Below are 22,069 nucleotides of genomic sequence, written 5' to 3' on the forward strand. Positions count from 1 at the left end.
CGGCTCCGCCGTGTCCGGCAGCACCCGCCCCGATCAGGGCGTCTCGCCCTCGCCCTCGGTGTCGATGTGCGGCAGGATCCGGTCCAGGAAGCGCGGCGTCCACCAGGCCTTCGGGCCGAGCAGCGTCATCACCGCCGGCACCATCAGCAGCCGGACGATCGTGGCGTCGATCAGGACGCTGACGGCCAGCCCGAGACCCATCATCTTGATCACGATGTTGTCGCTGACGATGAACGCGGCGAAGACGCTCACCATGATCAGCGCGGCGCAGGTGATCACCCGGGCCGTGATCTCCAGCGCGTGCGCGACGCTGCCCCGGCTGTCGCCGGTGCGCAGCCACGCCTCGTGGACCCGGGAGAGCAGGAAGATCTCGTAGTCCATGCTCAGCCCGAAGACGATCGCGAACATCATCATCGGGACGTAGCTCTCGATCGGCACGGTGCCCGAGACGCCGAGCGCCGGCCCGCCCCAGCCCCACTGGAAGACCGCCACCACGACCCCGTACGAGGCCGCGATGGAGAGCAGGTTGAGCACGGCCGCCTTGACCGCGATCAGCAGGCCGCGGAAGACGGCCAGGATGATCAGGAAGGCCAGCCCGACCACGACCGCGATGATCAGCGGCAGCCGGCTGGACACGATGTCGAGGAAGTCCACCTGGGCGGCGGTCGTCCCGGTCACGTAGGTCTGGGCGCCCGTCCCGCTGACGGCCTGCGGCAGGACGGTGTCGGAGAGGCGGTTCACCAGTTCCGTGGTGCTCTTGTCCTGGGGCGCCCCCGCCGGGATGACGGTGTTGAACAGGACGGCCCCGTCCGGGCTGGTCTGCAGCGGGGTGGCGCTGGCCGCGCCGGGCACCGCGGTGAGGGCCTGCTGCAGGGAGCTCTGCAGGGCCGGCCGGGCGTCCGCGGCCACCGCGCTCTGGTCGACCACGACCGTCAGCGGGCCGTTGGAGCCGGGCCCGAAGGCCTCGGACATCAGGTCGAAGGCCCGCCGGTCGGTGAAGGTGGTCGGGTCGGCACCGTCGTCGATGTGGCCGAGCTGGATGGAGAACAGCGGGATCGCCAGGATGGCGATCACGATCACGCCGCCGGTGAGGAACCACCAGGGCCGGCGCTCGACCCGCTTGGCGTAGCGGTGCCAGGTGCCGGTGATCTCCTCGCCCGGCGCGGCGCCGGTCTCGGCGACCGGTTGGCGGACGGTGAACCGGTCCATCCGGCGGCCGATCAGGCCCATCAGGGCGGGCAGCAGGGTGAGTGCGCCGAGCACCGCCGACACCACCGTCACCCCGGCCGCCAGGCCCAGTTTGGCGATGAAGGTCACCCCGGAGACGGAGAGGCCGGTCAGCGCGATGATCACGGTGCAGCCGGAGACGAGGACGGCCCGTCCGCTGGTGGCGACCGCCTGCCCGGCGGACCGCACCGGGTCCACACCGTCCATGAGGTTCTGGCGGTGCCGGGTGAGCAGGAAGAGCGCGTAGTCGATGCCGACGCCGATCCCGATCATGGTGGCGAGGGTCGGCGCGACGGTGGCGAAGGTGGTCGCCGCGGCCAGCAGCCCCAGTACCCCCAGCCCGACGATGGCCGCCACCAGGGCGGTGACCAGGGGCAGGCCGGCCGCGATGGCGCTGCCGAAGCCGATCAGCAGCACCACGATCGCCACCGCGAAGCCGATTGCCTCGCTCGTCCGGTCGTCGGCGGTCGGCCGCGCCAGCTCGCCCAGCGGGCCGCCGTACTCGACCTGCACCCCGGCGTTGCGCAGCGGGGCGACGGCGTCGTCCACGCCGGTGAGGTAGTCGTCGCCCAGGGTGGTGGGGTTGGTGTCGAAGCGGACGGTGATGTAGCCGGTGAGTCCGTCCGTGGCCAGCGGCCCGCCGGGCGGGCTGGGCTGGCCGGGCGGCGGCAGCGGGCTCTGCACGCTCTGGACGTGGGGCAGTGCCTGCAGCGACGTGATCGCCTGGCCGATCTCCCCCGCGAAGCCGGTCAGCGGCTGGGCGTCGTGCAGCACCACCTGGGAGCTGGTGCCCCCGAGGGAGGGCACGTGCGCCTGGAGCACGTCCTTGCCCTGTGCGGACTGGGTGCCGGGCAGCGAGAAGTCGTCGGAGTACTCGCCGCCCACCGACCGGTTGGCCACCTGGATGCAGGCGAGCGCGACCAGCCAGAGGGCGATCACGATCAGGAAGTGGCGTGCGCACCACTCGCCGAGCGAGCGCAGTGCGCCGGGCCGGGCCGGGGCGGTGGGCGCAGGGGGGGATGGCGGCATGGGCTCTCCCGGGGCGTGGAGTTGACGGGCAGTCACCCAGCACTGGGCGGAATGATCGAAACCTGATGCTAGGTGGTGAAATGTCCCAACCGGCGGGGACACGTCGCCCGTGGTCCGTTCGGGGCGGTCCGGCGCCGCTCGGCCGGACAGGGCCTAGAGCGCGCGCACGTCGAGCAGCACGATCCGGCGCCCGTCCGCGGGCCGCCCGGTCAGCCGGGCGGCCAGGATCCGCGGGATGTCGCTCTCCTGCGAGTACCCGGGCACCAGCGTGACGTCCGCGCGCCGTACGCCGGCCCGGCCGGCCACGGTGTAGGTGACGCGGTAGGCCGTCCACGCGGGCGGGGGAGCGCAGTCGCGCCGGGGGTCGGATCCGGACACCGCCGCCACCTCCTCGTTCGCTCCGCATTCTCCTCCCGGACCGGCCGGGGCTCCTCCCGGAGCAGTGCGGCCTCCCCCGGACCGGCACGGCCTCCTCCCGGACCGGCCGGGGTGCGATCGTGTGGCCGATCGGGGTTAATCCGGGCAGAGTGGGAGATCTCCGGTAGGGGGACCTCCGGGAAGGGGCGACCCCATGCAGACCACCTGGAAGGGGACGATCAGCTTCGGGCTGGTCAGCATCCCCGTTCACCTGTACTCCGCGACCCAGGAGCACGACGTCCCGCTGCACCAGGTGCACGCCAAGGACGGCGGCCGGGTGCGGATGAAGCGGTACTGCGAGCAGGAGGAGAAGGAGGTCCCGTACGCGGAGATCGCCAAGGGCTACGAGTCGCCCGACGGCCGGACCGTCACCCTGAGCGACCAGGACCTCGCCGACCTGCCGCTGCCCAGCAAGAAGATCATCGACGTGCTGGCGTTCGTGGACGCGTCCGAGATCGATCCGTTGATGTTCTCCAAGGCGTACTACGTCGGCGTGGCCGACAAGGCCGCCGCCAAGCCGTACGCGCTGCTGCGGGACGCGCTCACCGCGTCCGGGCAGATCGCCGTCACCAAGATCGCGCTGCGGACCAGGGAGTCCCCGGCCGTGCTGCGGGTGCACGACGGCACCCTCGTCCTGCAGACCTGCATCTGGCCCGACGAGGTCCGCCCGGCGGCCGGCATCGCCCCCGAGGAGGAGGTCGTCGTCCGGCCGCAGGAGCTGAAGATGGCGCGGTCGCTGATGGACACCCTCTCCGAGGACTTCGACCTCGCCCAGCTCCACGACGACTACCAGCAGGCGCTGCAGCAGGTCATCGAGGCTCGGCTGCAGGGCGTCGAGGTGCCCCACGAGGAGGACGCGGGCGAGGCGCCGGACAACGTCATCGACCTGATGGAGGCGCTGCGCAGCAGCCTCAAGGAGGCCAAGGGCGGCCGCCGCCGGTCCGCCGGAACCAGGTCCGAGTCCGAGCCCGAGCCCGACGCCGAGGCGGCCGGGCCCGGAGCCGCGGAGGAGGAGCCCGAGCAGCCGGCCCCCCGCAAGCGTGCCGCCGCCAAGAAGGCCGCACCCGCCAAGAAGACCGCGACGGCCAAGGCCGGGACCGCCACGGCCAAGGCCGCCACCGAGAAGAAGAGCACCGCCCGGAAGACCACCACCGCCAAGAAGTCCGCCGCTCACCGCACCGCCTCGTGAGCGGCGACGGCCCGCCACCCCTCGGAAGCCTGGAGGCGATCCCGATGGACCTGCTGACCTACAAGGAGCTCGACACCGGCCCCGACGCGCCGGAACACCCCGGCTGGGCGCACCGCGCCTGGCACGGCCTGCTGAGTGTGGGCCCGACGACCGTCCTGTTCCTGCTGGCGCTCTCGCTCGGCCTGGGCATGGCCGCCGCCCAGATCACCCTGCTGCCGGTGCTGGTGGTGTTCAGCATCGTGTGGGCCGTGACCCTGGTGGCCCTGATCGGGGTGATCGCCCGCTGGGTGACGCCCGGCCGGGGCCGGCACCGCGTGGCGGCCTGACCTCCCCGCCCCTTCCCGTCGCCCTTTCCCGTCCCATCTCTCGCTCTCTCCCGTCCCCGCCGGGCGGGAGGCCGTTCCCGCTCCGGGTCCGCCCTCCCGCCCGGCGGGGGTCGTTCAGGACGGCCCGAGCCACACCGTGGTGATGTTGCAGAACTCCCGGATGCCGTGCCCGGACAGCTCACGCCCGAACCCCGAGCGCTTGACGCCGCCGAACGGCAGCGCCGGGTGCGAGGCCGTCATGCCGTTGAAGAACACGCCACCCGCCTGGATGTCCCGGACGAAGCGCTCCTGCTCGGCCTCGTCGGTCGTCCAGACGTTGGAGCTGAGCCCGAACGGCGTGTTGTTGGCGAGCGCCACCGCCTCGTCCAGGTCCGCCGCCGGGTACACGGTGGCGACCGGGCCGAAGGTCTCCTCCAGGTGGATCCGCATCGCCGGGGTGATGCCGGTCAGCACGGTCGGCTGGTAGAACCACCCGGCGGCCAGGTGCTCCGGGAGCCCGTCCGGCCGGCCGCCGCCGCACTCCACCCGGGCGCCGTGCGCCCGCGCGTCCTCGACCAGCTCCGCCAGCTCGTCCCGGCCCTGGCGGCTGGCGAGCGGGCCGACCTCCGTCGCCTCGTCCATCGGGTCGCCGACCCGCAGCGCGCCCATCGCCGCGGCGAATGCGGCGGTGAACCGCTCGTACACGTCGGCGTGCACGATGAAGCGCTTGGCGGCGATGCAGGACTGGCCGTTGTTCTGCGCCCGGGCCCGGACGGCGGTGCGGACGGCCGCGTCCAGGTCGGCGCTGGGCAGGACGACGAAGGGGTCGCTGCCGCCCAGCTCCAGGACGGCCTTCTTCACCTCGTCCGCCGCGGCCGAGGCCACCGCCCGCCCGGCCGGCTCGCTGCCGGTGAGGGTCACCGCGGCCACCCGCGGGTCGCGGACCACCGCCTCGACGGCGCCCGAGCCGATCAGCAGGGTCTGGAAGCAGCCGGCCGGGAACCCGGCCCGGTGGAACAGCTGCTCCAGCGCCACCGCCGTGCGCGGCACGTTCGACGCGTGCTTCAGCAGCCCCACGTTGCCCGCCATCAGCGCGGGCGCGGCGAACCGGACCACCTGCCAGAACGGGAAGTTCCACGGCATCACGGCGAGCACGACGCCGATCGGCCGGTAGCGGACGTAGGCGCGGACGGCGCCGGAGTCTGCGACGTCGGCCGGGCTCGGGTGCTCGTCCGCGAGCAGGGCCTCGGCGTTGTCGGCGTACCAGCGCATCGCCTTCGCACACTTGGCGGCCTCGGCGCGGGCGGCGGCCAGCGGCTTGCCCATCTCCTCGGTCATCGTGCGGGCGAGGGCCTCCAGATCCCCGTCCAGCAGGTCGGCCGCCCGGTGCAGCAGCGCCGCCCGGTGCGCGAAGGAGGTGGTGCGGTACGCGTGGAAGGCGGCCTCGGCGCGGGCCAGCCGCTCTTCGATTCCGGCGGCGTCCAGCGGCTCGAAGGGCTGCAGGGTCTCGCCGGTCGCGGGATTGATGCTGGCGATGGGCATCGGGGCTCCCAGGGGTGGTCGGGATCGGGGGTTCTTCCTTCTTCCCCACCCTCTCCGACAACCACTCCCCGGGCACGCCGGAGCCGCCCGGCGTGTCCCGCCGGGCGGCCCCGCCGCCGCGCCCTACTCGGGCAGCGACTCCACCCGGGCCGCCGCCTCCCGGGCCCGGGCACCCGCCCGCGTCCGGGCAGCCGTGATCTGCCGGTTCGGGAACCGGTGCAGGTACTCCGCCTCCAGCTGCCCGGTCCGCAGGGTGTGCCGCTTCAACGCGTCCTCCGAGCCGTACAGGAACGTCTCGTGCCGCGTCCGGTGCAGCTGCTCCAGCTCGTGCAGCAGGACGTCGTTGCCCAGGGCGTGCGGGGAGATGCCCTCGGGCCTGCTGTGCGGAGCGTCGGGGTGCCGCATGTCCGTTACCTCCTCGGCGGAAGCCCCCCGCCTTCCCGGTGCCCCCCGTGCGCTGCGATACACCCATGCTCGCCGCCCCGGCCCGCCCGCGCCACCGACTGCTGCGACCGCTGCCCGGGTGCCGCGGCGCCCGGCCGACGGTGCAGCGCGGGGGTCGGCGGCGGGGGCGGTCGAGCGGGGCCGGTCGGGCGGGGGCGGGAGCTGCCGGTGGGGCAAGTGGATCAGGTCATAGGATGATTTATCGACCTTCCTCCTACGACCCCGGAACCGAGAAGACCCCCCATGCCGCTGCCCAAGGCCGAACTCCACCTCCACATCGAAGGCACCCTCGAGCCCGAGCTCGCCTTCGCCCTCGCCGCCCGGAACGGGATCACCCTCCCGTACGCCGATACCGAGGAGCTGCGCCGCGCCTACTCCTTCAGCGACCTCCAGTCCTTCCTGGACCTGTACTACGCGCTGATGGCCGTACTGCGCACCGAGGAGGACTTCGCGGACCTCGCCGACGCCTACCTCGCGCGGGCGGCCGAGCAGGGCGTGCGGCACGCCGAGATCTTCTTCGACCCGCAGGCGCACACCGCGCGCGGGGTGCCGCTGGGCACGGTGGTGGACGGGCTCACCCGGGCCCTCGCGCGCAGTGAGGAGCGGTACGGGATCAGCACCCAGCTGATCATGTGCTTCCTGCGGGACGAGTCGGCCGAGTCCGCCCTGGAGACCTTCGAGGCCGCCCGCCCGTACTTCGACCGGATCGCGGGCATCGGCCTCGACTCGGCGGAGGTCGGCAACCCGCCCGCGAAGTTCCGCGAGGTGTACCGGCGGGCCGCGGCCGCCGGCCTGCGGCGCGTCGCCCACGCGGGCGAGGAGGGACCGGCCGCCTACATCACCGAGGCGCTGGACGTCCTCGGCGTCGAGCGCATCGACCACGGCCTGCGCTGCCTGGAGGACGAGCAGCTCGTCGCCCGGCTCGTCCGCGAGCAGATCCCGCTCACCCTCTGTCCGCTCTCCAACGTGCGGCTGCGCTGCATCGACACCCTCGCCGACCACCCGCTGCGCACCATGCTGGACGCCGGGCTGCTGGTCACCGTCAACTCCGACGACCCCGCGTACTTCGGCGGCTACGTGGACGACAACTTCCGCGCGGTGCAGCAGGCCATGGCACTGGACGAGCCCACGCTGCGCCTGCTCGCCGCCAACTCCTTCCGCGCCGCCTTCCTGGACGAGCCCCGCCGCGCCCGGCTGCTCGCGGAGGTCGCCGCCCACGAGTTCGGGCCCGCCCGCGGCTGACCCCCCGGGAGTCGACGGCCCCGAGCGGGGAGGCGCGGGCACGGCCGCGCCTCCCCGCTGCGGCGAGTGATCCACATCACGGGAACCCGCCACCGCTCCCCGGACAATGGAATGACGTGAACCATCCACTGCACGACCGGCTCCGTGCCGGGGAGCCCGAAGCATTCCGTGAACTGTTCCGCGACCACGCCCGGCTGGTCCACCGGCACGCGGTGCGCGTGACCGGGGACTGGGCGCTCGCCGAGGACGTCGTCTCGCTGACCTTCCTGGAGGCCTGGCGACTGCGCGGCAAGCTCCGCGACGAGGGCGACAGTCCGCGCCCCTGGCTCATGGGCATCGCCGTGAACGTGCTGCGCAACGCCACCCGCGCCGCCCGGCGCCACGCCGGCGCCATGGCGCGGCTGCCCGCGAACGATGCCGTCCCGGACTTCGCCGACGAACTCGTGGGCCGGATGGCCGACTCCGAGCAACTGGCCGCCGCCCAGCGGGCGCTGGCGCGCCTGCGGCGGTCCGAGCGCGAGGTGTTCGCGCTGTGCGTCTGGTCCGGGCTCGGCTACGCCGAGGCGGCCGCGGCCCTCGGCGTGCCGATCGGCACCATCCGCTCCCGCCTCTCGCGCGCCCGCACCAGGCTGCGCAAGCTCGCCGACGAGGAACTGCGCACCGCACGCGGAAAAACGGAACCGGCCCCGCCCTCCGGACAAACACAGAGCAGCCGCATCCCTGCGGCCAGGTCGCACGAGGAGACGTACCGATGATCCGCAACACGCAGCGGCGCGACGAACCGCTGGACCACGCGGAGCTGGCCCGTCTGCTCCCCGCACCTGCCGATCCGCACGTGGCGCCCGAGCGCCTCCTGCTGCTTGAGGAGCACTTCATGGACGAGGTCCACCGGACCCACCCGGACACCGCCTCCGCACCTGTCTCCGCACCCGCCGCCGCCTCCGCACCCGCCCCGGCGCGCCGCCCGCTGCGGCGGGCCGTGTTCTTCGGGACACCCGTCGCCGCGGCCGCCGCCCTCGCGGCCGTCGTCGCCCTCGCCGGCACGCCGGGCCCCGCCGGGCAGCGCGAACCGCGCCCGGTCAAGGCCCCCGTGGTGCAGGTGGAGGCCGGAAGCACCGTCCAACTCGCCTCCACCGTCCGGGCGATCGCCGCGGCCGCGCAGGCCAACGGCACGCCGCAGCCGAAGCCGGGCCAGTTCATCTACGTCAAGCGCCAGGTCTCCTGGGTCTCCACCCGCCACGACGCCGATGCCGGCACCATCACCACCTGGGTCCAGCCGCTGCACACCCGGGAGGTGTGGAAGTCCCCCGACGGCTCCAAGGGCTGGCTGGACGAGCCCGGTTACCAGGACGAAGGCGGCATCACCCTCGACAGCGACAGCCGGCCGAACCACCTGACCTACCAGTGGCTCGCGGAGCAGCCCGCGGACGCCGGGCAGCTGCTGAAGGCCGTGTACGGCACGGTCAGCGGCCCCCGCGACCGCGACCAGCAGGCGTTCAACGAGATCGGCGCCATCATCGGCGAGCAGCTCGTCCCGGCCCAGCTCGCCGCCCCGCTCTACCAGGCGGCCGGCGAGATCCCCGGCGTCGTCGTGGTCGAGCACTCCCAGGACGGCGCGGGCCGCGACGGCATCGCCCTGGCCCGCCTCGATCCGCAGACCGGCGAGCGCATCGAGTGGATCTTCGACCGCACCACCTACCAGTACCTCGGCAGCCGCGGCGTCCAGGTCACCGCGCAGGACGGCATCCAGCCGGGCACCGTCGTCGAGCGCACCACCGTCGTCGAGCGCGCCGTCGTCGACGCGAAGGGCCAGCGCCCCCGGGCGGGCGAGGCCAACGCCTGACCGGCCGAACCGGCCCGGTCCGCAGGGCTGTTGCCCCGCGGACCGGGCCGGACCAGGCCGGGCCGGACCAGGCCGGACCGGTGCAGGCCGGCCGGGGCGCCGCCCGGTCGCGCCCGGTCGCGGACGGTCGTCATAGGCGGAAGGGGTTGCCTCCCTGACCGGCGATCAGGTACCAGGCCGTGGCTCCGGTGTGCGGGGCGGCGTAGTAGATGTCGCCCTCCCCGGTTGTCAGGCCGTCGCTGGAGGCGGCGACGATCGAGGAGCCGTCGGCGTTGGGTGCCATGGACTGGGCGTCCTTCAGGGTCTTCTGGAGGACGGCCGCCTTCGCGTCGTCGCCGACGGCCTGCCGGGCGTGGTAGGCGGCGAGGAGGTGCGCGGTGCCCTCGAACCAGACCTTGGAGGTGTCGGCCTTGGCGAAGCTGACGCCCTGGAAGGGGCCGTCGGTGGCGGCCAGGTTGGTCGCCGCCCAGTCCACCGAGCGGGAGAAGACCGGGTCCAGGGTGGCCAGATAGCTCCAGGTCTGGACGTCCTCGGGGACGCTGTCGCGGTTCTGGGTGACACCGTCGGTTCCGGTGCCGGTCCACAGACGCCCGTCGTCGGCCTGCATCCCGCGCACGAAGGCGAATGCGTTGTCCGAGCGGGACTTCCAGGCCTGGTCGCCGGTGAGCTGTGCGAGCATCGCGAAGAACGCGCCCACGTCGATGTTGTGCTCCGTCGCCTTCCACTCACGACGGATCATCTCGGCGCCGGTGCCGGTGTTGTCGACGTAGCCGCCGGTGTACCCGCCGAGCCCCCGGGTGTCGGCGGCATTGGTCTGGATCCAGTTCGCGGCCTTCAGCGCACCGTCGAGGAAACGCTGCTCGCCGGTCTCCCTGTACAGGCGCGAGAACGCCATGCCGGCCCAGGCCATGTTGCCGGTGTAGACGGAGAAGCTGCCCACGTACGGGTTGCCGGTGCTGGTGACGAAGGGGTTGGGCTCGTAGGAGGCCCGGATCCTGCCGTCGGGCACGATGTCGTGATCCTGGGCGTAGAGCAGGCTCTCGCCGAGCCGCTTCGCCCGCTTGAGGTCCCGGCTGCCCTTCTGCAGCATGGAGGTGATGATGACGGCGTTGTCGTAGGTGAACGAAGCCTGGTAGCCGTCGGGGCCGAACTCGGCACCGGGGGCGAAATGGCCGCCGGTGTAGCTCTGGGGCACCGTCATGCCCAGCGCGAGGTACTTGTCCTGCGCCGCGGCGAGGGAGCCGAACGCCGCGTTCATGGACGATCCCGGCGCGTTGTCCACGACGGACCCGGGGCACAGTTCGGCCTCGGCCGGTGTACTCGGGACGGCCGGATCCGGCGAGCACAGGCCGGACGAGGGAAGGTGGCGGGTCAGGATGAGCGCGAGGATGTTCCTGAGCGTATCCGCCGTGAAGAGCTGCGCGTGGTTGGAGCCCGCGTCCAACGTGTAGTCGGCCCCGGTCAGATAGCCGCCGCTGAGGGCGGACCAGCCCTGGATGACCGACTGGTGGTCGGCCATGAACATCTGACCGCCGGTCAGGAACGTTCGGCGGACCGTGGTCTCGATCATTCTGTTCCGGGCCGCCTCCGGGAGGGCGGTGGCAAGGATCAGGAGATCGTTCCTGAAGGCGGCGGGGTTCGTCGACTGCCGGTCGGCGATCCGTGAGACCGCGCCGCGCAGGGTCCACTCGTCCAGGCTGAAGTTGAAGGGATTCGGACGAATTCCGTCGGGGCCCGGTTCGGGGCCCATGTTGGCATAGGTGTCGCCGTGGTCGAGGCGCACCAGGGTCGCCGGGGCACGCCCGAAGGCCGAGTTGAAATCCATCTGCAGTGGATTGAGGTTGTGGAAGTAGAAGAACGTGTCCGTGGCCGGGCGATAGAAGCCCATCATGTAGACATTGGTCCTGTTGAAGACCAGCTCCACGTCCTCGTCGTACTGATAGCCGAGGTTTCTGACCGAGACCCTCGCCATTCCTCCCGCCGACAGCAGGCGAGGTGAGACGCTCGCCTGTCCGGATCGCGAGGTGGAGGGGGTGTGGTCGTCGTACATCCCCTCCCGGATCCGGTTGACGACGTCCCAGTACGACATCGCGTACATGCCGCGCCTCGTCGTCTCCGGGTCCGGCGCGGCATGGGCGGGGCGATCGAGGACGCTGACGGTCAGCGTCAGCGGAAGGGCCAGCAGGAGCAGCCAGCGCACCAGGATGTTGCCGCCCGGACGCAGCCGCGGCGCAGCTGCGCCGACCGTCGTGCCTACCACGGGACCACGTACTCGAGAGTCGCGAGCGGCGCGCTGTTGGACTCGGTCTTCCCGCCCTCCCAGTACGCCACCGTGTAGGTCTGCCCGGACTGCATCCCGTTGTCGCCCGCGGGAATCACCGCGGCGCCGAACGAGGCGCAGCGCGCCTCGTCGTTCGGGCACACGTAGTCCCAGTCGATGCGGGCGGAGCTGTTCAGCTGCCCCTGCTTGTAGATCCCCACCCAGTCGTTGTTGGCCTTCGGGTTCCGTCCGGGCGGCGCGAGGTACATGACCACCAGGCCGGTGTCGGCGGGATTGAAGGGGTGGATCCCCTTCTCGATGATGTCCGCCGTGGTCCACGCCGCGTCCAGCAGGTGGAAGCCGACGGTGGCCGTCCCCCCGGCGGCGGCGGTCATCCGCCGGCCTTCGGGGCCCGGCGTGCCGTTCTCGGCCGAGGTGAGGTACTGGGCCCCGAGCATCACGCCAACCGTGCAGAATATCGCAGTGATGACGGGGAGGGATTTTCTGAGTTTTCCTCGAAAGGGCTTCACGGAGAGTCTTCTCTCTGAATTCGCGAAATCGCGAACAATCGGGATCAGAAACAAAACCCTGTGCGGGGCGTCGGGTTCGGCGAGGGATTCCGAGGGCGCGGTCGCTTAGGGCGGGAACATCACACCAGGGCCCGTTCGTTGCCCGCAATGACTCTCCGGGCACCCGCCCATGGCTGATCGGGCACCCTCCGCCACCCGTCACCCGGTTCTGCACGGCACCCCGAACAGGCCGCGCACACCGTCCAGTACCAGGGCGCTGAGGCTGACACCGGCATCGGCCGACAACGCACAAGGCCCGGCGCCGCGCACACTCTGCGCGGCCCCGGGCCTTCGTCGTAGCGGGGACAGGATTTGAACCTGCGACCTCTGGGTTATGAGCCCAGCGAGCTACCGAGCTGCTCCACCCCGCGTCGGTAGACCCGACTGTACGCCATCGCAGCCCGCAGGAGAAACGCGATACCTCGCCCGGCAGAACCCGCGCACCACAGCGCCCGGCACGCCACCATGCACCATCGCCGTCTCCGAGGATTCCCGTCCGCCGGAGCGGGTCAGAGCAGGGTGCGCCAGTAGTACCAGAAACGGTTGAGGATCAGCAGTGCGATCACCGCGTACCAGAGCGCCGGTACCACCCAGTGGTAGCGGGCGATCTCCCGGACCGCCGGGCGCAGTGAGCGCGGGGTCGGGATGACGCCGGTGCGCAGGTTGTGCAGGGTGGTGTACCAGAACAGCGGGATCATGGCCGCCCACACCACCATGCAGTAGGGGCAGAGCGCACCGATCCGGTACAGCGCCTGGTACATCAGCCAGCTGACGAAGCCGGTGCCGAAGAGCGTCCCGGCCTGGAGGCCGAGCCAGAACCAGCGGCGGTACGAGGCCCCGGCCAGCAGCCCGGCGCCGATGGCGAGGACGACCGCGAAGCCGATCAGGCCGAGCAGCGAGTTGGGGAAGCCGAAGGCCTCGGCCTGGTCGCTGCGCATGATCGAACCGCAGCTGATGATCGGGTTGATGTTGCAGTTGGGGACGTAGGACGGGTCCTGGAGGAGCTTGATCTTGTCCAGGGTGAGGACGATCGAGGCGAACAGTCCGAGGCCGCCGGTGATCAGCAGCAGGACGGCGAACCGGCGCGGCGGCGCGGCGACGGGGGCCGTCACCCGGTCACCTTCTTGACCATGGCGGTGAACTGCTCGGGGCTGACGGGCGCGCCGTTGCCGAAGACCTCCAGCTTGGTGCCGTCCAGCCTGACGGTCGGGGTGCCGGTGACACCGCTCTTGTCGAAGGCCTTGTCCACCTGGTTCGCCCACGGCGCGTAGGTGCCGTCCTGCACGGCCTTGACGAAGGCGTCGGTCTTCAGGCCGGGGACCTGCCCGGCGAGGTCGAGCAGCCGGCCGGTGTCGGCGAAGCCGTCGTTGCGCTCGTCCGGCTGGTTGGCGTACAGCACGTCGTGGAACTGCTTGAACTTGTCGACGCCCTCGTTCAGCGCGGCACCCGCCGCGGCCAGCGCCGTGCGCGAGCCCTTGCCGCCGAGGCCCTTGTCCAGGAACGTCGCCAGGTGGTACTCGATCTTGTACGTGCCGGCATCGGCCAGCTGCTGGATGGTCTTGCCGTTGGTGGTCTCCAGCTGCTCGCAGTACGGGCAGCGGAAGTCCTCGTAGATCTCCAGGGTGTGCGGGGCGTCGGCCTTGCCGTAGGTGATCACGGTGCCGTCCGCGCCGCTCGCGTTGGCGGGGACGACCAGCGGGCCGTTCGCGGCGGCGTCGCCGGATCCGGAGGAGCCGCCGACGGCGAAGGCCACGCCCGCCGCGAGGGCGAGCACGGCGGCGGAGGCGGCGCCGACGATCGTCCGGCGGCGGATCTTCGCGGAGCGCTCGGCGCGTGCGCGCTCCTCGCGCAGCCGCTCGGTGGCGGCGCGGCGGGCGGCGTTCCTGCCGGTACGGGGGGAGGAGTTGCTCATGGTGGGTGTCGTCCTGTGCTCTCGGTGCGAAACGGTGCGGGCGCGGGGCCGGCCGAGAGGGAACGCGTTCTCAGCAGGCCGGGGCGAGCACCGGCGGACCACGCCGGACGGTGGGGCGGAGCAGGACGTCCTCGGCGGGCACCCGTTCACGGCTGGCCCGCGGGAAGGGCACCCGGGCGAGCGGACGGGCCGGGACGGGCGCGGCGAGCAGCAGCAGCCAGCGCGCGGCGGCGGGCAGGAAGTGCCGGCCGAACTCGCGCAGCGTGCGGACGGTCCGCGCCAGTCCGGTCAGGGCGGCGTCGGCGCGGCGCAGCCAGAAGGCGCCGACCAGCGCGATCGCGGAGTGCAGGGCCAGGAGCAGCAGCACCCCGACGGCCCGGGACGCGCCGTGGCCCAGCAGGATACCGCCGAGCGAGCCGCCGCCGCAGAGCAGCGGCTCGAAGCCGCGGGCGGTGCCGGGCGGCAGCGAGGGGCAGGTCGTCTGGGCCAGGTCGAACAGGGCCGCGAGGCCGAGCTCCAGCGGCAGGAAGACCGCCGCGATCCGCCCGTACCCGCGCTCGCCGCCCGCCAGCGCGAACGCCACCGCGAAGACGGCGCCGCCGGCCAGCGACAGCGTGCCGACCGGCAGTGGCCGGCCGGTGACCAGCACCTGGCCGAGCCCGGCGAGCAGCACGACCAGCGCGGCGAAGACCGCCGCGCGGAGCGTCCTGGTGGCCGGGCCGGCCTGGCTGTCGTTCATGGCATCCGAGTCTGCCACAGGTTGAAACCCGAACCATCGGGTCGGAGGTCCGTTGTGAAGATCCTCACGATGGCCCTGACCAGCGCTTATGCGCTCCCTACCGGCGGGTCGGCGGGCTCCGCCGACGCCTCGACCCGGGCCTCCACCAGGCCCCGGAAGAGCTCCAGGTCGGCCCGGACCGCCCGCTCGACCGCCCCGGCCAGGGCGAAACCGCGCGGACCGCCGAAGGCCTCGTGCACCGCGTCCGGGTCGTACTCCAGCCTGATCTGCAGCCGGGTGTGCGCTCGGTCCAGCGCCCGCAGCGCGAAGGCCCCGCTGAGCCGGAGGTCGTCGCCGGTGCGCCAGGACATCACCCGGCCCCGGCCGCGGTCGGTGATCTCGGTCTCCACGTCCCGCTCGGCGCCGTCGATCTCCACCCCGAGGTGCGCCAGGTTGCGGCCGTGCGGGTACGCGCTGCGCACGCCGCCGACGAACTGCGGGTAGTCGTGGACGCGGTGCAGCTGCTCCCAGGCGGCCAGGACGGGGGCGTCGATGTCGATCTGTTCCTCAAGCGTGCTCATGGCGGGTGGGAGCCTCCTCGTCGCGTCCGGACATCCTCGCGTCCGGACATCCTCCAGCCTGCGCCTCTCGGGCACCGGCGGGCAAAGGCGGGCACGACAGGGGAGGGGAGCCGGGGAGAGCCGGGGCGGGGTGCGGCGTGCGGCGGAGCCGGCCGGCGGGCGGATGGTGGAGGGCTGCGACAGACTGGGCCCATGCCGGAGCTGCCCGAGGTCGAGGCCCTCAGCGCCTTCCTGTCCGAGCGGCTGACCGGGCGGGTGATCGCCAGGGTCCAGCCGGTGGCGATCAGCGCGCTCAAGACCTACGACCCGCCGGCGACGGCGCTGGAGGGTCTGACGGTCGGCCCCGTCACCCGGCACGGCAAGTTCCTGGACATCGAGGCCGGCGGCCTGCACCTGGTGATCCACCTGGCCCGGGCCGGCTGGCTGCGGTGGAAGGAACAGCTCCCCGTCGAGCCCCCGCGACCGGGCGGGCGCAACCCGCTCGCCCTGCGGGTGCGCCTGGACGGCGAGGCGGGCGACGGCTTCGACCTCACCGAGGCGGGCACCAAGAAGGGGCTCGCGGTGTACGTGGTGCGGGATCCGGCCGAGGTGCCCGGCGTCGCCCGGCTCGGTCCGGACCCGCTGGACCCGGGCTTCACCCTGGCGGACTTCACCGCCCTGCTGCACGGCGAGCGGCGCCGGCTGAAGGGCGTCCTACGGGACCAGGGCGTGCTGGCGGGTGTGGGCAACGCCTACTCGGACGAGGTGCTGCACGCGGCGCGGATGTCGCCGTACAAGGTGGCGTCGACCCTGACGGAGGAGGAGACGGCCCGGCTGTTCGAGGCGCTGGGCGGCACGCTCCGGGAGGCGGTCGAGCGCTCGCGGGGCCTGGCGGCGGGGGAGCTGAAGGCCGAGAAGAAGAGCGGCCTGCGGGTGCACGGCCGGACCGGGCAGCCGTGCCCGGTCTGCGGTGACACCGTGCGGGAGGTGTCGTTCGCGGACTCCTCGCTGCAGTACTGCCCGACCTGCCAGACCGGGGGCAAGCCGCTCGCGGACCGCCGGATGTCGCGACTGCTGAAGTAGCCGAGGTGGCCGAGGTGGCTGAAGCAGCCGAGGCAGCCGAGGCAGTCGAAGCGGCTGAGGCGGCGGCCGGAGCCGGGGGTGCCTCCCCCGGCTCCGGTGGCGGCTACTTCTTGCGGGCGACCGCGCCCCAGTAGTAGGCGGCGGTCGGGTCGGCGGGCGGCTCGCCGTCCGGGCGCCAGGCCATGACGGGGGAGACGCCCGGCTCGATCAGCTCCCAGCCGTCGAAGAACCGGGTGACCTCCTCGCGGCTGCGCGGCACCAGCGTCATCCCGCCCTGGCGCGCGGCCTGGGCGACCTTGTCGACGCCCTCCGGGTCGAAGTCCTGGGTGGGGTGGGTGAGCGCGATGCAGCTGCCGGACGGCAGCGCGTCGCGCAGCTCGGCGACCTTGGCCCAGGGGTCGTCCTGGTCGGCGATCAGCATCAGCACGGCGATCAGCAGCAGGCCGACCGGCTGGTCGAGGTCCAGCGTGGAGGTCAGCGCCGGGTCGGCGAACAGCTCGGCGGGCTTGCCCAGGTCGGCGTGGATGTAGGTGGTGTGGCTGCCCGGGGTGCTGACCATCAGCGCGCGGGCGTGGGCCAGCACGATCGGGTCGTTGTCCACATAGACCACGCGGGTGCCGGGGCTGACGGCCTCGGCGATCTCGTGGGTGTTCGGCGAGGTGGGGATGCCGGTGCCGAGGTCGAGGAACTGGCGGATGCCCTGCTCCTGGGCCAGGAAGCGGACGGCGCGGCCCTGGAAGGCGCGGTTCTCCTTGGCCATCGCCTTGATGCTGGGGATCGCCTGTTCGATGGCCTGTCCCATGGCGCGGTCGGGCGGGAAGTTGGTCTTTCCGCCCAGCCAGTAGTCGTACACGCGTGCGGAGTGGGGGGCGCTGGTGTCGACGCCGAAACGTTCCCACTGGCTCTGCTCGACGGGGTCGTTCCCGGGCTGGTCGGAGAAGTCCTGACTTGACGTCATGGCCACGTCCTCTAAAGACAGATCATCACACTGGTTGTCACGCTGGAGGGGCCAGCGTAGCGGTCCCGTCCGGTTGTGGTCGATCGGTGCCGGGGCGGTCGCGGAGGCGGTCGCGGAGGTGGCTGCGAGGCTGGGCCGTCGGAGTGGTGATCAGGGCCGTCGGTGTGGCCCGCGGGACGCTGTGGGCGGGGCGGGGGATGCATGAAGAATGTTGTCGGATCGTCAGATTACTTCGCGCAGATTGCTGCTGGTCGCGGCCGGAATGTCGCTCCTGGGGGCCGCCGGCTGCCGCAACCCGCTGGGTGGCGGCGGTGGTGACGGCGAGGCCGCGCCGGAGGCGCCGCCGGGCGCCCCGACGGGGTCCGAACCGGCCTCCGCCCCGGGCGGAGCACCCGCCGCCGTGCCCTCCTCCACTGCCCCGCCGACCCCCACCTCCGCCCCCGCCTCCTCGTCCGCGCCCGCCGCCGCGTCCTCCGCCGCCCCCTCCGCGGTTCGGGCGGTGACCGCGGCCGAGAGCAAGCCGGTCTACGAACTGGACGCCGCGCGGCGGGTGGTGGCCCTCACCATCGACGACGGGCCGGATCCGAAGCACACGCCGATCGTGCTGGCGCTGCTCCAGCAGTACGGGATCAGAGCCACCTTCTTCCTGATCGGCGAGAACGCGGCCGAGCACCCCGCGCTGGTCCGCGAGATCGCCGACCGGGGCCACCACATCGCCAACCACACCTGGACCCACCCCGACCTGCGGGAGTTGTCCGAGGGGAAGGTCCGCGACGAACTGGAACGCACCTCCGACCTGCTCCACCGGGCGACCGGGCGGGCGCCGACCTGGTTCCGGGCGCCCGGCGGGGACTGGGGTTCGAGCTCGCTCAAGGTGGCCGCCGGGCTGGGGATGCGGCCGATGGCCTGGTCGGTGGACCCCCGGGACTGGGCCCGGCCGGGGACGACGGTGATCACCGACCGGGTGCTGAAGGACGTCCGGCCGGGTGCGATCGTGCTCAACCACGACGGCGGCGGGGACCGTTCGCAGACGGTGGCCGCCCTGAAGGCGTACCTGCCGGTGCTGATCGACTCGGGCTACCGCTTCACGGCTCCGCCGTCGTGACGGGGGCGCTTCTCCCGGTCGCCGCAGGGCGCCGTTCCGCGGGAGGCGGCGGCCGGTCGGTAGCGGTTATTTGGGTTAAACCACCCGAAAGGATGGTTTGGGAGAACCGTTTCTGCTGATTTTGGGCCTCTAGGGTGATCTCGCATCAATTCCCCAGGTACCACCGGGTACCGCCCTGAAAGGGCTCATCCGCCATGCGTCTCCGCAACGCCGTGCTCGCCGCCGCCAGCGCGCTCGCCCTCGCCCTCGCCGTCCCCGCCTCCGCGACCGCCGCGGGCGGCGAGTTCCGCTACAAGTACCGGAACTTCCTGGGGGAACAGCTCGGCGCGCTCTTCGACCCGGCCGGCCGCGCATGCGTCAACCTGCCGGAGGCCGGCCGCAACGAACCGGCGTACGCGCCGAACAACCGCACCAACTCCACCGCCACGGTGTTCCCCGAGTTCGACTGCGAGGGGGACACGTACTACGTCCTGCGGCCGGGCGGGCGCGCCGGGGACCGGCTGCTGGTCCGCTCGGTGGTGTTCTCCTAGTGCCGCGAAGGGGTGCCACCCGTGCCGCGTAGGGAGGCGGACGTGCTGCCGGAGGGCGGCGCGTCCGCCAATTCGCTCCGGGCGCGGGACAATTCGAAGATTGGTTGAGACCATTCCGGTGAAGCGGCCGTGAACGGCGGCCGGCAGCGTGCACCACGACACCGGGGGCGGCCTTGCCGATTCGACCAGCCGGGCTCTCCGCCCGCACCAGCAGACTGCTGATCATCGCCGCCGTCCTGGTCCTGGCGGCGGGGTTCGGCCTGCACCGCGCGCTCGGCGGCGGCGAGGGCGACGGCGGCCTCCCACAGTTCGAGGACCCGGTCGGACCGCGCACCGGCGCCCGGATCATCCCGGCGCCGCTCTCCGCGACCGCAGGCACCGGGCCCTCCTTCGCACTCTCCGCGCAGACCGCCGTCCGCACCGGCACCGGCGGCACGGAGGAGCAGCGCGCGGAGGTCCGCCGGACCGCCGAGCAGCTCGCCGAGGCGCTGCGCCGCCCGACCGGCTTCCCGGTCGCCGTGTCGGACGCCGAGCCGGGCGGACCGGCCGACGGCATCGTGCTCGCCCTCGACCCCACAATGCCCGAGGAGACCGGCCCCGAGGGCTACCGGCTGACGGCCGGCGGCGCGACCGCCCGGATCACCGCCCGCACCCCGGCCGGCCTCTACCGGGGCACCCAGACACTGCGTCAGCTGCTCCCCCCGGAGATCGAGAGCCGCACCCCCGTGGCCGAGCCGCCGAGCTGGCGGGCCGCCGCCGTCGACATCACCGACCGGCCCCGCTACGCCTACCGGGGCGCCATGCTCGACGTCGCCCGGCACTTCTTCACCCCGGACGAGGTCAAGGGCTTCATCGACCGGCTGGCCCTGTACAAGGTCAACCACCTGCACCTGCACCTGACCGACGACCAGGGATGGCGGATCGCCGTCCCCGGCCGCCCGGAGCTCACCGCGGTCGGCGCGACCAGCGAGGTCGGCGGCACCCCGGGCGGCTTCTACACCGAGGCCGACTACCGGGAGATCGTCCGCTACGCGCAGGAGCGCTACCTCACCGTCGTCCCCGAGATCGACCTGCCCGGGCACAGCAACGCCATCCTCGCCGCCCACCCCGAGCTGGACTGCGACGGCAGCGCACGGCCCTGGCCCTACACCGGGATCGAGGTCGGCTTCAGCATGGTCTGCGCGAAGGACGAGCGGACCTACGCCCTCACCAAGGATGTGATCACCGAGATCGCCCGGCTCACCCCCGGCCCCTACCTGCACCTCGGCGGCGACGAGGTGCGCAAGCTGGCGCCCGAGGACTACCGCGAGTTCGTCCGCCGGGTGAGCGCGCAGGTGGTCGCCGCCGGGAAGATCCCGGTCGGCTGGAACCAGACCGCGCCGGCCGCCGGCCCGGGCGGGGTCGGGCTGCTGCAGTACTGGGACGGCAAGGGCGGCCGCGACCAGGAGATGAAGGACGCGGTCGCGCGCGGCGCACAGGTGATCATGTCCCCGGCCGGCCGGACCTACCTCGACATGAAGTACGACGCCTCCTACCCCCTCGGCCTGCGCTGGGCCGGGACGGTGGACGTCTGGTCCGCCTACTCCTGGGACCCGGACACCGTGGTGGCGCTGCCGCCCGGCGCGGTGCTCGGGGTCGAGGCGCCGCTGTGGACGGAGACCCTGAGCACCCCGGCCGAGCTGGACCGGATGCTGCTGCCCCGGCTGCCCGCGATCGCCGAACTCGGCTGGTCCGACCGGTCCGCCCACGACTGGCCGCGGTTCCGGCAGCGGCTCGCCGAGGAGGGCGCCCGCTGGGAGGCGGCCGGCTTCGGATACGAGAAGCGCTCGGAGGTGCCCTGGCCGAGCCCGAAGCGCTGAGCGGGCCCGAAGCCCTGAGCGGGCCCCGACGCCCCGCCGGGCGGCCCGCCCGGTGGGGCGTAGCGTGGCTGGGGGGAGGGCTTTTCGCGGACGCCCGGCCGGGGCCGCGGGAGGGAGAGGCCGGTGCCGGGCCACGCGTGATCCCGGTGACGGAGGAGGAACGATGGCCGTACGGGAACCGGACCCGGTGAAGCAGGAGGCCTTCGCGGGTCGCATGGTGCAGGTGCTGAACGATGCCTGCCTGGGATTCATGGCCAGCGTCGGCCACCAGACCAACCTCTTCGACACCATGGCCGGCCTCGACGCCTCGACCAGTGCGGAGATCGCCGACGCCGGCGGGCTGGACGAGCGCTACGTCCGGGAGTGGCTGGGCGCCATGGTGGTCGGCGGCATCGTCGACTACGACCCGGAGCACCGCAGCTACACGCTGCCGCCCGAGCACGCCGCCTCGCTGGTCCGGGCCGCCGGGCCGGAGAACATGGCCGGCCTGATGCAGTACCTCGCGCTGATGGGCGAGGTCGAGCAGCGGGTGGTGGAGTCCTTCCGGCAGGGCGGCGGCGTGCCCTACACGGCGTACCCGCGGTTCCAGGCCCTCCAGGCGGAGGAGTCCGCGCGGGTCTACGACCTGGCCCTGGTCGACGGGATCGTCCCGCTCGTCCCCGGGCTGACCGAGCGGCTGCGGGCCGGGATCGACGTCCTCGACATCGGCACCGGACAGGGCCACGCGGTGAACGTGCTGGCCGGGGCGTTCCCGGCGAGCCGGTTCACCGGCCTGGACATCGCCGAGAACGGCATCGCCGCCGCCCGCGCCGAGGCCGCCGCGCTCGGCCTGGCCAACGCCGACTTCGCGGTCGCCGACTCCGCCGAGCTGGCCGGACCCTACGACCTGGTGACCGCCTTCGACGTGATCCACGACCTGGCCCGCCCGGCCCGCACACTGGCCGCCGTCGCCGGCGCGCTGCGCTCCGACGGAGTCTTCCTGATGGGCGACATCGCCGCCAGCAGCCTGCTGGAGGAGAACATCGAGCACCCGCTGGGCCCGGCGCTGTACGCCCTCTCGACCTTCTACTGCATGACCGTCTCGCTGGGCGAGGGCGGCGAGGGGCTGGGGACGGTGTGGGGCGAGCAGACCGCGCGGCGGATGCTCGCGGAGGCCGGGTTCGGCGCGGTCGAGGTCGAACGGGTGGAGGGGGACGAACTGAACCTGTACTACGTGGCCCGGCCGGACGGGCGGGTAGCCGACGGGGACGGGTGACCGGCAGAAGGGCGCGGGCAGG

21 protein-coding genes and 1 tRNA gene are annotated in these 22,069 nt (G+C 72.8%); 10 read left to right on the forward strand and 12 right to left on the reverse strand.

What is annotated here, in order from left to right:
• Positions 1–33: 33 nt before the first annotated feature.
• Together ACFVVX_RS08505 and ACFVVX_RS08510 are read right to left on the reverse strand one after the other, a co-directional pair.
• Positions 34–2,256, reverse strand: coding sequence for an MMPL family transporter (locus ACFVVX_RS08505; RefSeq protein ID WP_387942847.1), 2,223 nt, complete (start codon positions 2,254–2,256; stop codon positions 34–36).
• 153 nt (positions 2,257–2,409) lie between these two features.
• A complete protein-coding gene (locus ACFVVX_RS08510) occupies positions 2,410–2,634 on the reverse strand; it encodes a hypothetical protein (protein ID WP_387942849.1) in 225 nt (74 codons plus the stop codon).
• A gap of 193 nt (positions 2,635–2,827) precedes the next feature.
• Here ACFVVX_RS08510 and ACFVVX_RS08515 point away from each other — a divergent pair, with 193 nt between their 5' ends.
• Complete coding sequence (locus ACFVVX_RS08515; protein ID WP_387942851.1) at positions 2,828–3,862, forward strand: Ku protein; 1,035 nt, start codon at positions 2,828–2,830, stop codon at positions 3,860–3,862.
• 44 nt (positions 3,863–3,906) lie between these two features.
• Positions 3,907–4,188, forward strand: a complete 282-nt coding sequence (locus ACFVVX_RS08520) for a hypothetical protein (protein ID WP_387942853.1) — start codon at positions 3,907–3,909, stop codon at positions 4,186–4,188.
• A 114-nt stretch (positions 4,189–4,302) separates the two neighbouring features.
• On the opposite strand, the gene ACFVVX_RS08525 is transcribed toward ACFVVX_RS08520, so the two are convergent.
• Positions 4,303–5,709: an NADP-dependent succinic semialdehyde dehydrogenase gene (locus ACFVVX_RS08525; protein WP_387942855.1), complete on the reverse strand. Its 1,407-nt coding sequence runs from the start codon at positions 5,707–5,709 to the stop codon at positions 4,303–4,305.
• Positions 5,710–5,832: 123 nt separating this feature from the next.
• Complete coding sequence (locus ACFVVX_RS08530; RefSeq protein ID WP_387942857.1) at positions 5,833–6,114, reverse strand: DUF6158 family protein; 282 nt, start codon at positions 6,112–6,114, stop codon at positions 5,833–5,835.
• A 282-nt stretch (positions 6,115–6,396) separates the two neighbouring features.
• On the opposite strand from ACFVVX_RS08530, the gene ACFVVX_RS08535 reads away from it, so the two are divergent.
• The 3 genes from ACFVVX_RS08535 to ACFVVX_RS08545 all read left to right on the forward strand — a co-directional run bounded on the left by ACFVVX_RS08535 (position 6,397) and on the right by ACFVVX_RS08545 (position 9,238).
• The gene (locus ACFVVX_RS08535) at positions 6,397–7,395 is read left to right on the forward strand and encodes an adenosine deaminase (RefSeq protein WP_387942859.1); all 999 of its coding nucleotides are present in this window, start codon (positions 6,397–6,399) and stop codon (positions 7,393–7,395) included.
• Positions 7,396–7,511: 116 nt separating this feature from the next.
• Complete coding sequence (locus ACFVVX_RS08540; protein WP_387942861.1) at positions 7,512–8,150, forward strand: RNA polymerase sigma factor; 639 nt, start codon at positions 7,512–7,514, stop codon at positions 8,148–8,150.
• Positions 8,147–9,238, forward strand: coding sequence for a CU044_5270 family protein (locus ACFVVX_RS08545; RefSeq protein ID WP_387942863.1), 1,092 nt, complete (start codon positions 8,147–8,149; stop codon positions 9,236–9,238). The genes ACFVVX_RS08540 and ACFVVX_RS08545 overlap by 4 nt, the downstream gene beginning before the upstream one ends.
• 130 nt (positions 9,239–9,368) lie before the next feature.
• Here ACFVVX_RS08545 and ACFVVX_RS08550 read toward each other — a convergent pair whose 3' ends face one another.
• The 7 genes from ACFVVX_RS08550 to ACFVVX_RS08580 form a co-directional block, all read right to left on the reverse strand.
• Positions 9,369–11,498: a ribosome-inactivating family protein gene (locus tag ACFVVX_RS08550; RefSeq protein WP_387942865.1), complete on the reverse strand. Its 2,130-nt coding sequence runs from the start codon at positions 11,496–11,498 to the stop codon at positions 9,369–9,371.
• Complete coding sequence (locus ACFVVX_RS08555) at positions 11,492–11,956, reverse strand: hypothetical protein (RefSeq protein WP_387942867.1); 465 nt, start codon at positions 11,954–11,956, stop codon at positions 11,492–11,494. Before ACFVVX_RS08555 ends, ACFVVX_RS08550 begins: the two co-directional genes overlap by 7 nt.
• A gap of 408 nt (positions 11,957–12,364) precedes the next feature.
• Positions 12,365–12,438, reverse strand: a tRNA-Met gene (locus ACFVVX_RS08560).
• A gap of 138 nt (positions 12,439–12,576) precedes the next feature.
• Positions 12,577–13,179, reverse strand: a complete 603-nt coding sequence (locus ACFVVX_RS08565; protein WP_387942869.1) for a vitamin K epoxide reductase family protein — start codon at positions 13,177–13,179, stop codon at positions 12,577–12,579.
• Positions 13,176–13,979 (reverse strand): DsbA family protein, encoded by an 804-nt coding sequence (locus tag ACFVVX_RS08570; protein WP_387942871.1) that lies wholly within the window; start codon positions 13,977–13,979, stop codon positions 13,176–13,178. The genes ACFVVX_RS08565 and ACFVVX_RS08570 overlap by 4 nt, the downstream gene beginning before the upstream one ends.
• A 70-nt stretch (positions 13,980–14,049) precedes the next feature.
• Entirely contained in the window at positions 14,050–14,718 is a 669-nt protein-coding gene (locus ACFVVX_RS08575) for a hypothetical protein (protein ID WP_387942873.1), read from the reverse strand.
• A gap of 86 nt (positions 14,719–14,804) precedes the next feature.
• The gene (locus ACFVVX_RS08580; protein ID WP_387942875.1) at positions 14,805–15,278 is read right to left on the reverse strand and encodes an SRPBCC family protein; all 474 of its coding nucleotides are present in this window, start codon (positions 15,276–15,278) and stop codon (positions 14,805–14,807) included.
• 192 nt (positions 15,279–15,470) lie between these two features.
• On the opposite strand from ACFVVX_RS08580, the gene ACFVVX_RS08585 reads away from it, so the two are divergent.
• Complete coding sequence (locus ACFVVX_RS08585) at positions 15,471–16,340, forward strand: Fpg/Nei family DNA glycosylase (protein WP_387942877.1); 870 nt, start codon at positions 15,471–15,473, stop codon at positions 16,338–16,340.
• A 103-nt stretch (positions 16,341–16,443) separates the two neighbouring features.
• Here ACFVVX_RS08585 and ACFVVX_RS08590 read toward each other — a convergent pair whose 3' ends face one another.
• Positions 16,444–17,298 carry an SAM-dependent methyltransferase gene (locus ACFVVX_RS08590; RefSeq protein WP_387942879.1) on the reverse strand — a complete coding sequence of 285 codons (855 nt, stop codon included), beginning with the start codon at positions 17,296–17,298 and terminating at the stop codon, positions 16,444–16,446.
• Between the two features lie 262 nt (positions 17,299–17,560).
• Between ACFVVX_RS08590 and ACFVVX_RS08595 the strand changes: the two genes are divergently transcribed.
• The 4 genes from ACFVVX_RS08595 (at position 17,561) to ACFVVX_RS08610 (ending at position 22,047) form a co-directional block, all read left to right on the forward strand.
• The gene (locus ACFVVX_RS08595) at positions 17,561–18,403 is read left to right on the forward strand and encodes a polysaccharide deacetylase family protein (RefSeq protein WP_387942881.1); all 843 of its coding nucleotides are present in this window, start codon (positions 17,561–17,563) and stop codon (positions 18,401–18,403) included.
• Between the two features lie 194 nt (positions 18,404–18,597).
• Positions 18,598–18,933 carry a hypothetical protein gene (locus ACFVVX_RS08600; protein ID WP_387942883.1) on the forward strand — a complete coding sequence of 112 codons (336 nt, stop codon included), beginning with the start codon at positions 18,598–18,600 and terminating at the stop codon, positions 18,931–18,933.
• Positions 18,934–19,106: 173 nt separating this feature from the next.
• On the forward strand, positions 19,107–20,792 hold the full coding sequence (locus tag ACFVVX_RS08605) for a beta-N-acetylhexosaminidase (RefSeq protein WP_387942885.1): 1,686 nt from the start codon (positions 19,107–19,109) through the stop codon (positions 20,790–20,792).
• A 163-nt stretch (positions 20,793–20,955) separates the two neighbouring features.
• On the forward strand, positions 20,956–22,047 hold the full coding sequence (locus ACFVVX_RS08610; RefSeq protein WP_387942887.1) for a class I SAM-dependent methyltransferase: 1,092 nt from the start codon (positions 20,956–20,958) through the stop codon (positions 22,045–22,047).
• Positions 22,048–22,069 lie beyond the last annotated feature (22 nt).

The organism is Kitasatospora sp. NPDC058170, from assembly GCF_042883905.1.
Classification (GTDB): Bacteria; Actinomycetota; Actinomycetes; order Streptomycetales; family Streptomycetaceae; genus Kitasatospora.

Coding starts and splice junctions, on each gene's coding strand:
- ACFVVX_RS08505 (WP_387942847.1), bottom strand. CDS start 2,256: ATGCCGCCATCCCCCCCTGCGCCCACCGCCCCGGCCCGGCCCGGCGCA.
- ACFVVX_RS08515 (WP_387942851.1), top strand. CDS start 2,828: ATGCAGACCACCTGGAAGGGGACGATCAGCTTCGGGCTGGTCAGCATC.
- ACFVVX_RS08520 (WP_387942853.1), top strand. CDS start 3,907: ATGGACCTGCTGACCTACAAGGAGCTCGACACCGGCCCCGACGCGCCG.
- ACFVVX_RS08525 (WP_387942855.1), bottom strand. CDS start 5,709: ATGCCCATCGCCAGCATCAATCCCGCGACCGGCGAGACCCTGCAGCCC.
- ACFVVX_RS08530 (WP_387942857.1), bottom strand. CDS start 6,114: ATGCGGCACCCCGACGCTCCGCACAGCAGGCCCGAGGGCATCTCCCCG.
- ACFVVX_RS08535 (WP_387942859.1), top strand. CDS start 6,397: ATGCCGCTGCCCAAGGCCGAACTCCACCTCCACATCGAAGGCACCCTC.
- ACFVVX_RS08545 (WP_387942863.1), top strand. CDS start 8,147: ATGATCCGCAACACGCAGCGGCGCGACGAACCGCTGGACCACGCGGAG.
- ACFVVX_RS08555 (WP_387942867.1), bottom strand. CDS start 11,956: ATGCTCGGGGCCCAGTACCTCACCTCGGCCGAGAACGGCACGCCGGGC.
- ACFVVX_RS08570 (WP_387942871.1), bottom strand. CDS start 13,979: ATGAGCAACTCCTCCCCCCGTACCGGCAGGAACGCCGCCCGCCGCGCC.
- ACFVVX_RS08575 (WP_387942873.1), bottom strand. CDS start 14,718: ATGAACGACAGCCAGGCCGGCCCGGCCACCAGGACGCTCCGCGCGGCG.
- ACFVVX_RS08580 (WP_387942875.1), bottom strand. CDS start 15,278: ATGAGCACGCTTGAGGAACAGATCGACATCGACGCCCCCGTCCTGGCC.
- ACFVVX_RS08585 (WP_387942877.1), top strand. CDS start 15,471: ATGCCGGAGCTGCCCGAGGTCGAGGCCCTCAGCGCCTTCCTGTCCGAG.
- ACFVVX_RS08590 (WP_387942879.1), bottom strand. CDS start 17,298: ATGACGTCAAGTCAGGACTTCTCCGACCAGCCCGGGAACGACCCCGTC.
- ACFVVX_RS08595 (WP_387942881.1), top strand. CDS start 17,561: ATGTCGCTCCTGGGGGCCGCCGGCTGCCGCAACCCGCTGGGTGGCGGC.
- ACFVVX_RS08600 (WP_387942883.1), top strand. CDS start 18,598: ATGCGTCTCCGCAACGCCGTGCTCGCCGCCGCCAGCGCGCTCGCCCTC.
- ACFVVX_RS08610 (WP_387942887.1), top strand. CDS start 20,956: ATGGCCGTACGGGAACCGGACCCGGTGAAGCAGGAGGCCTTCGCGGGT.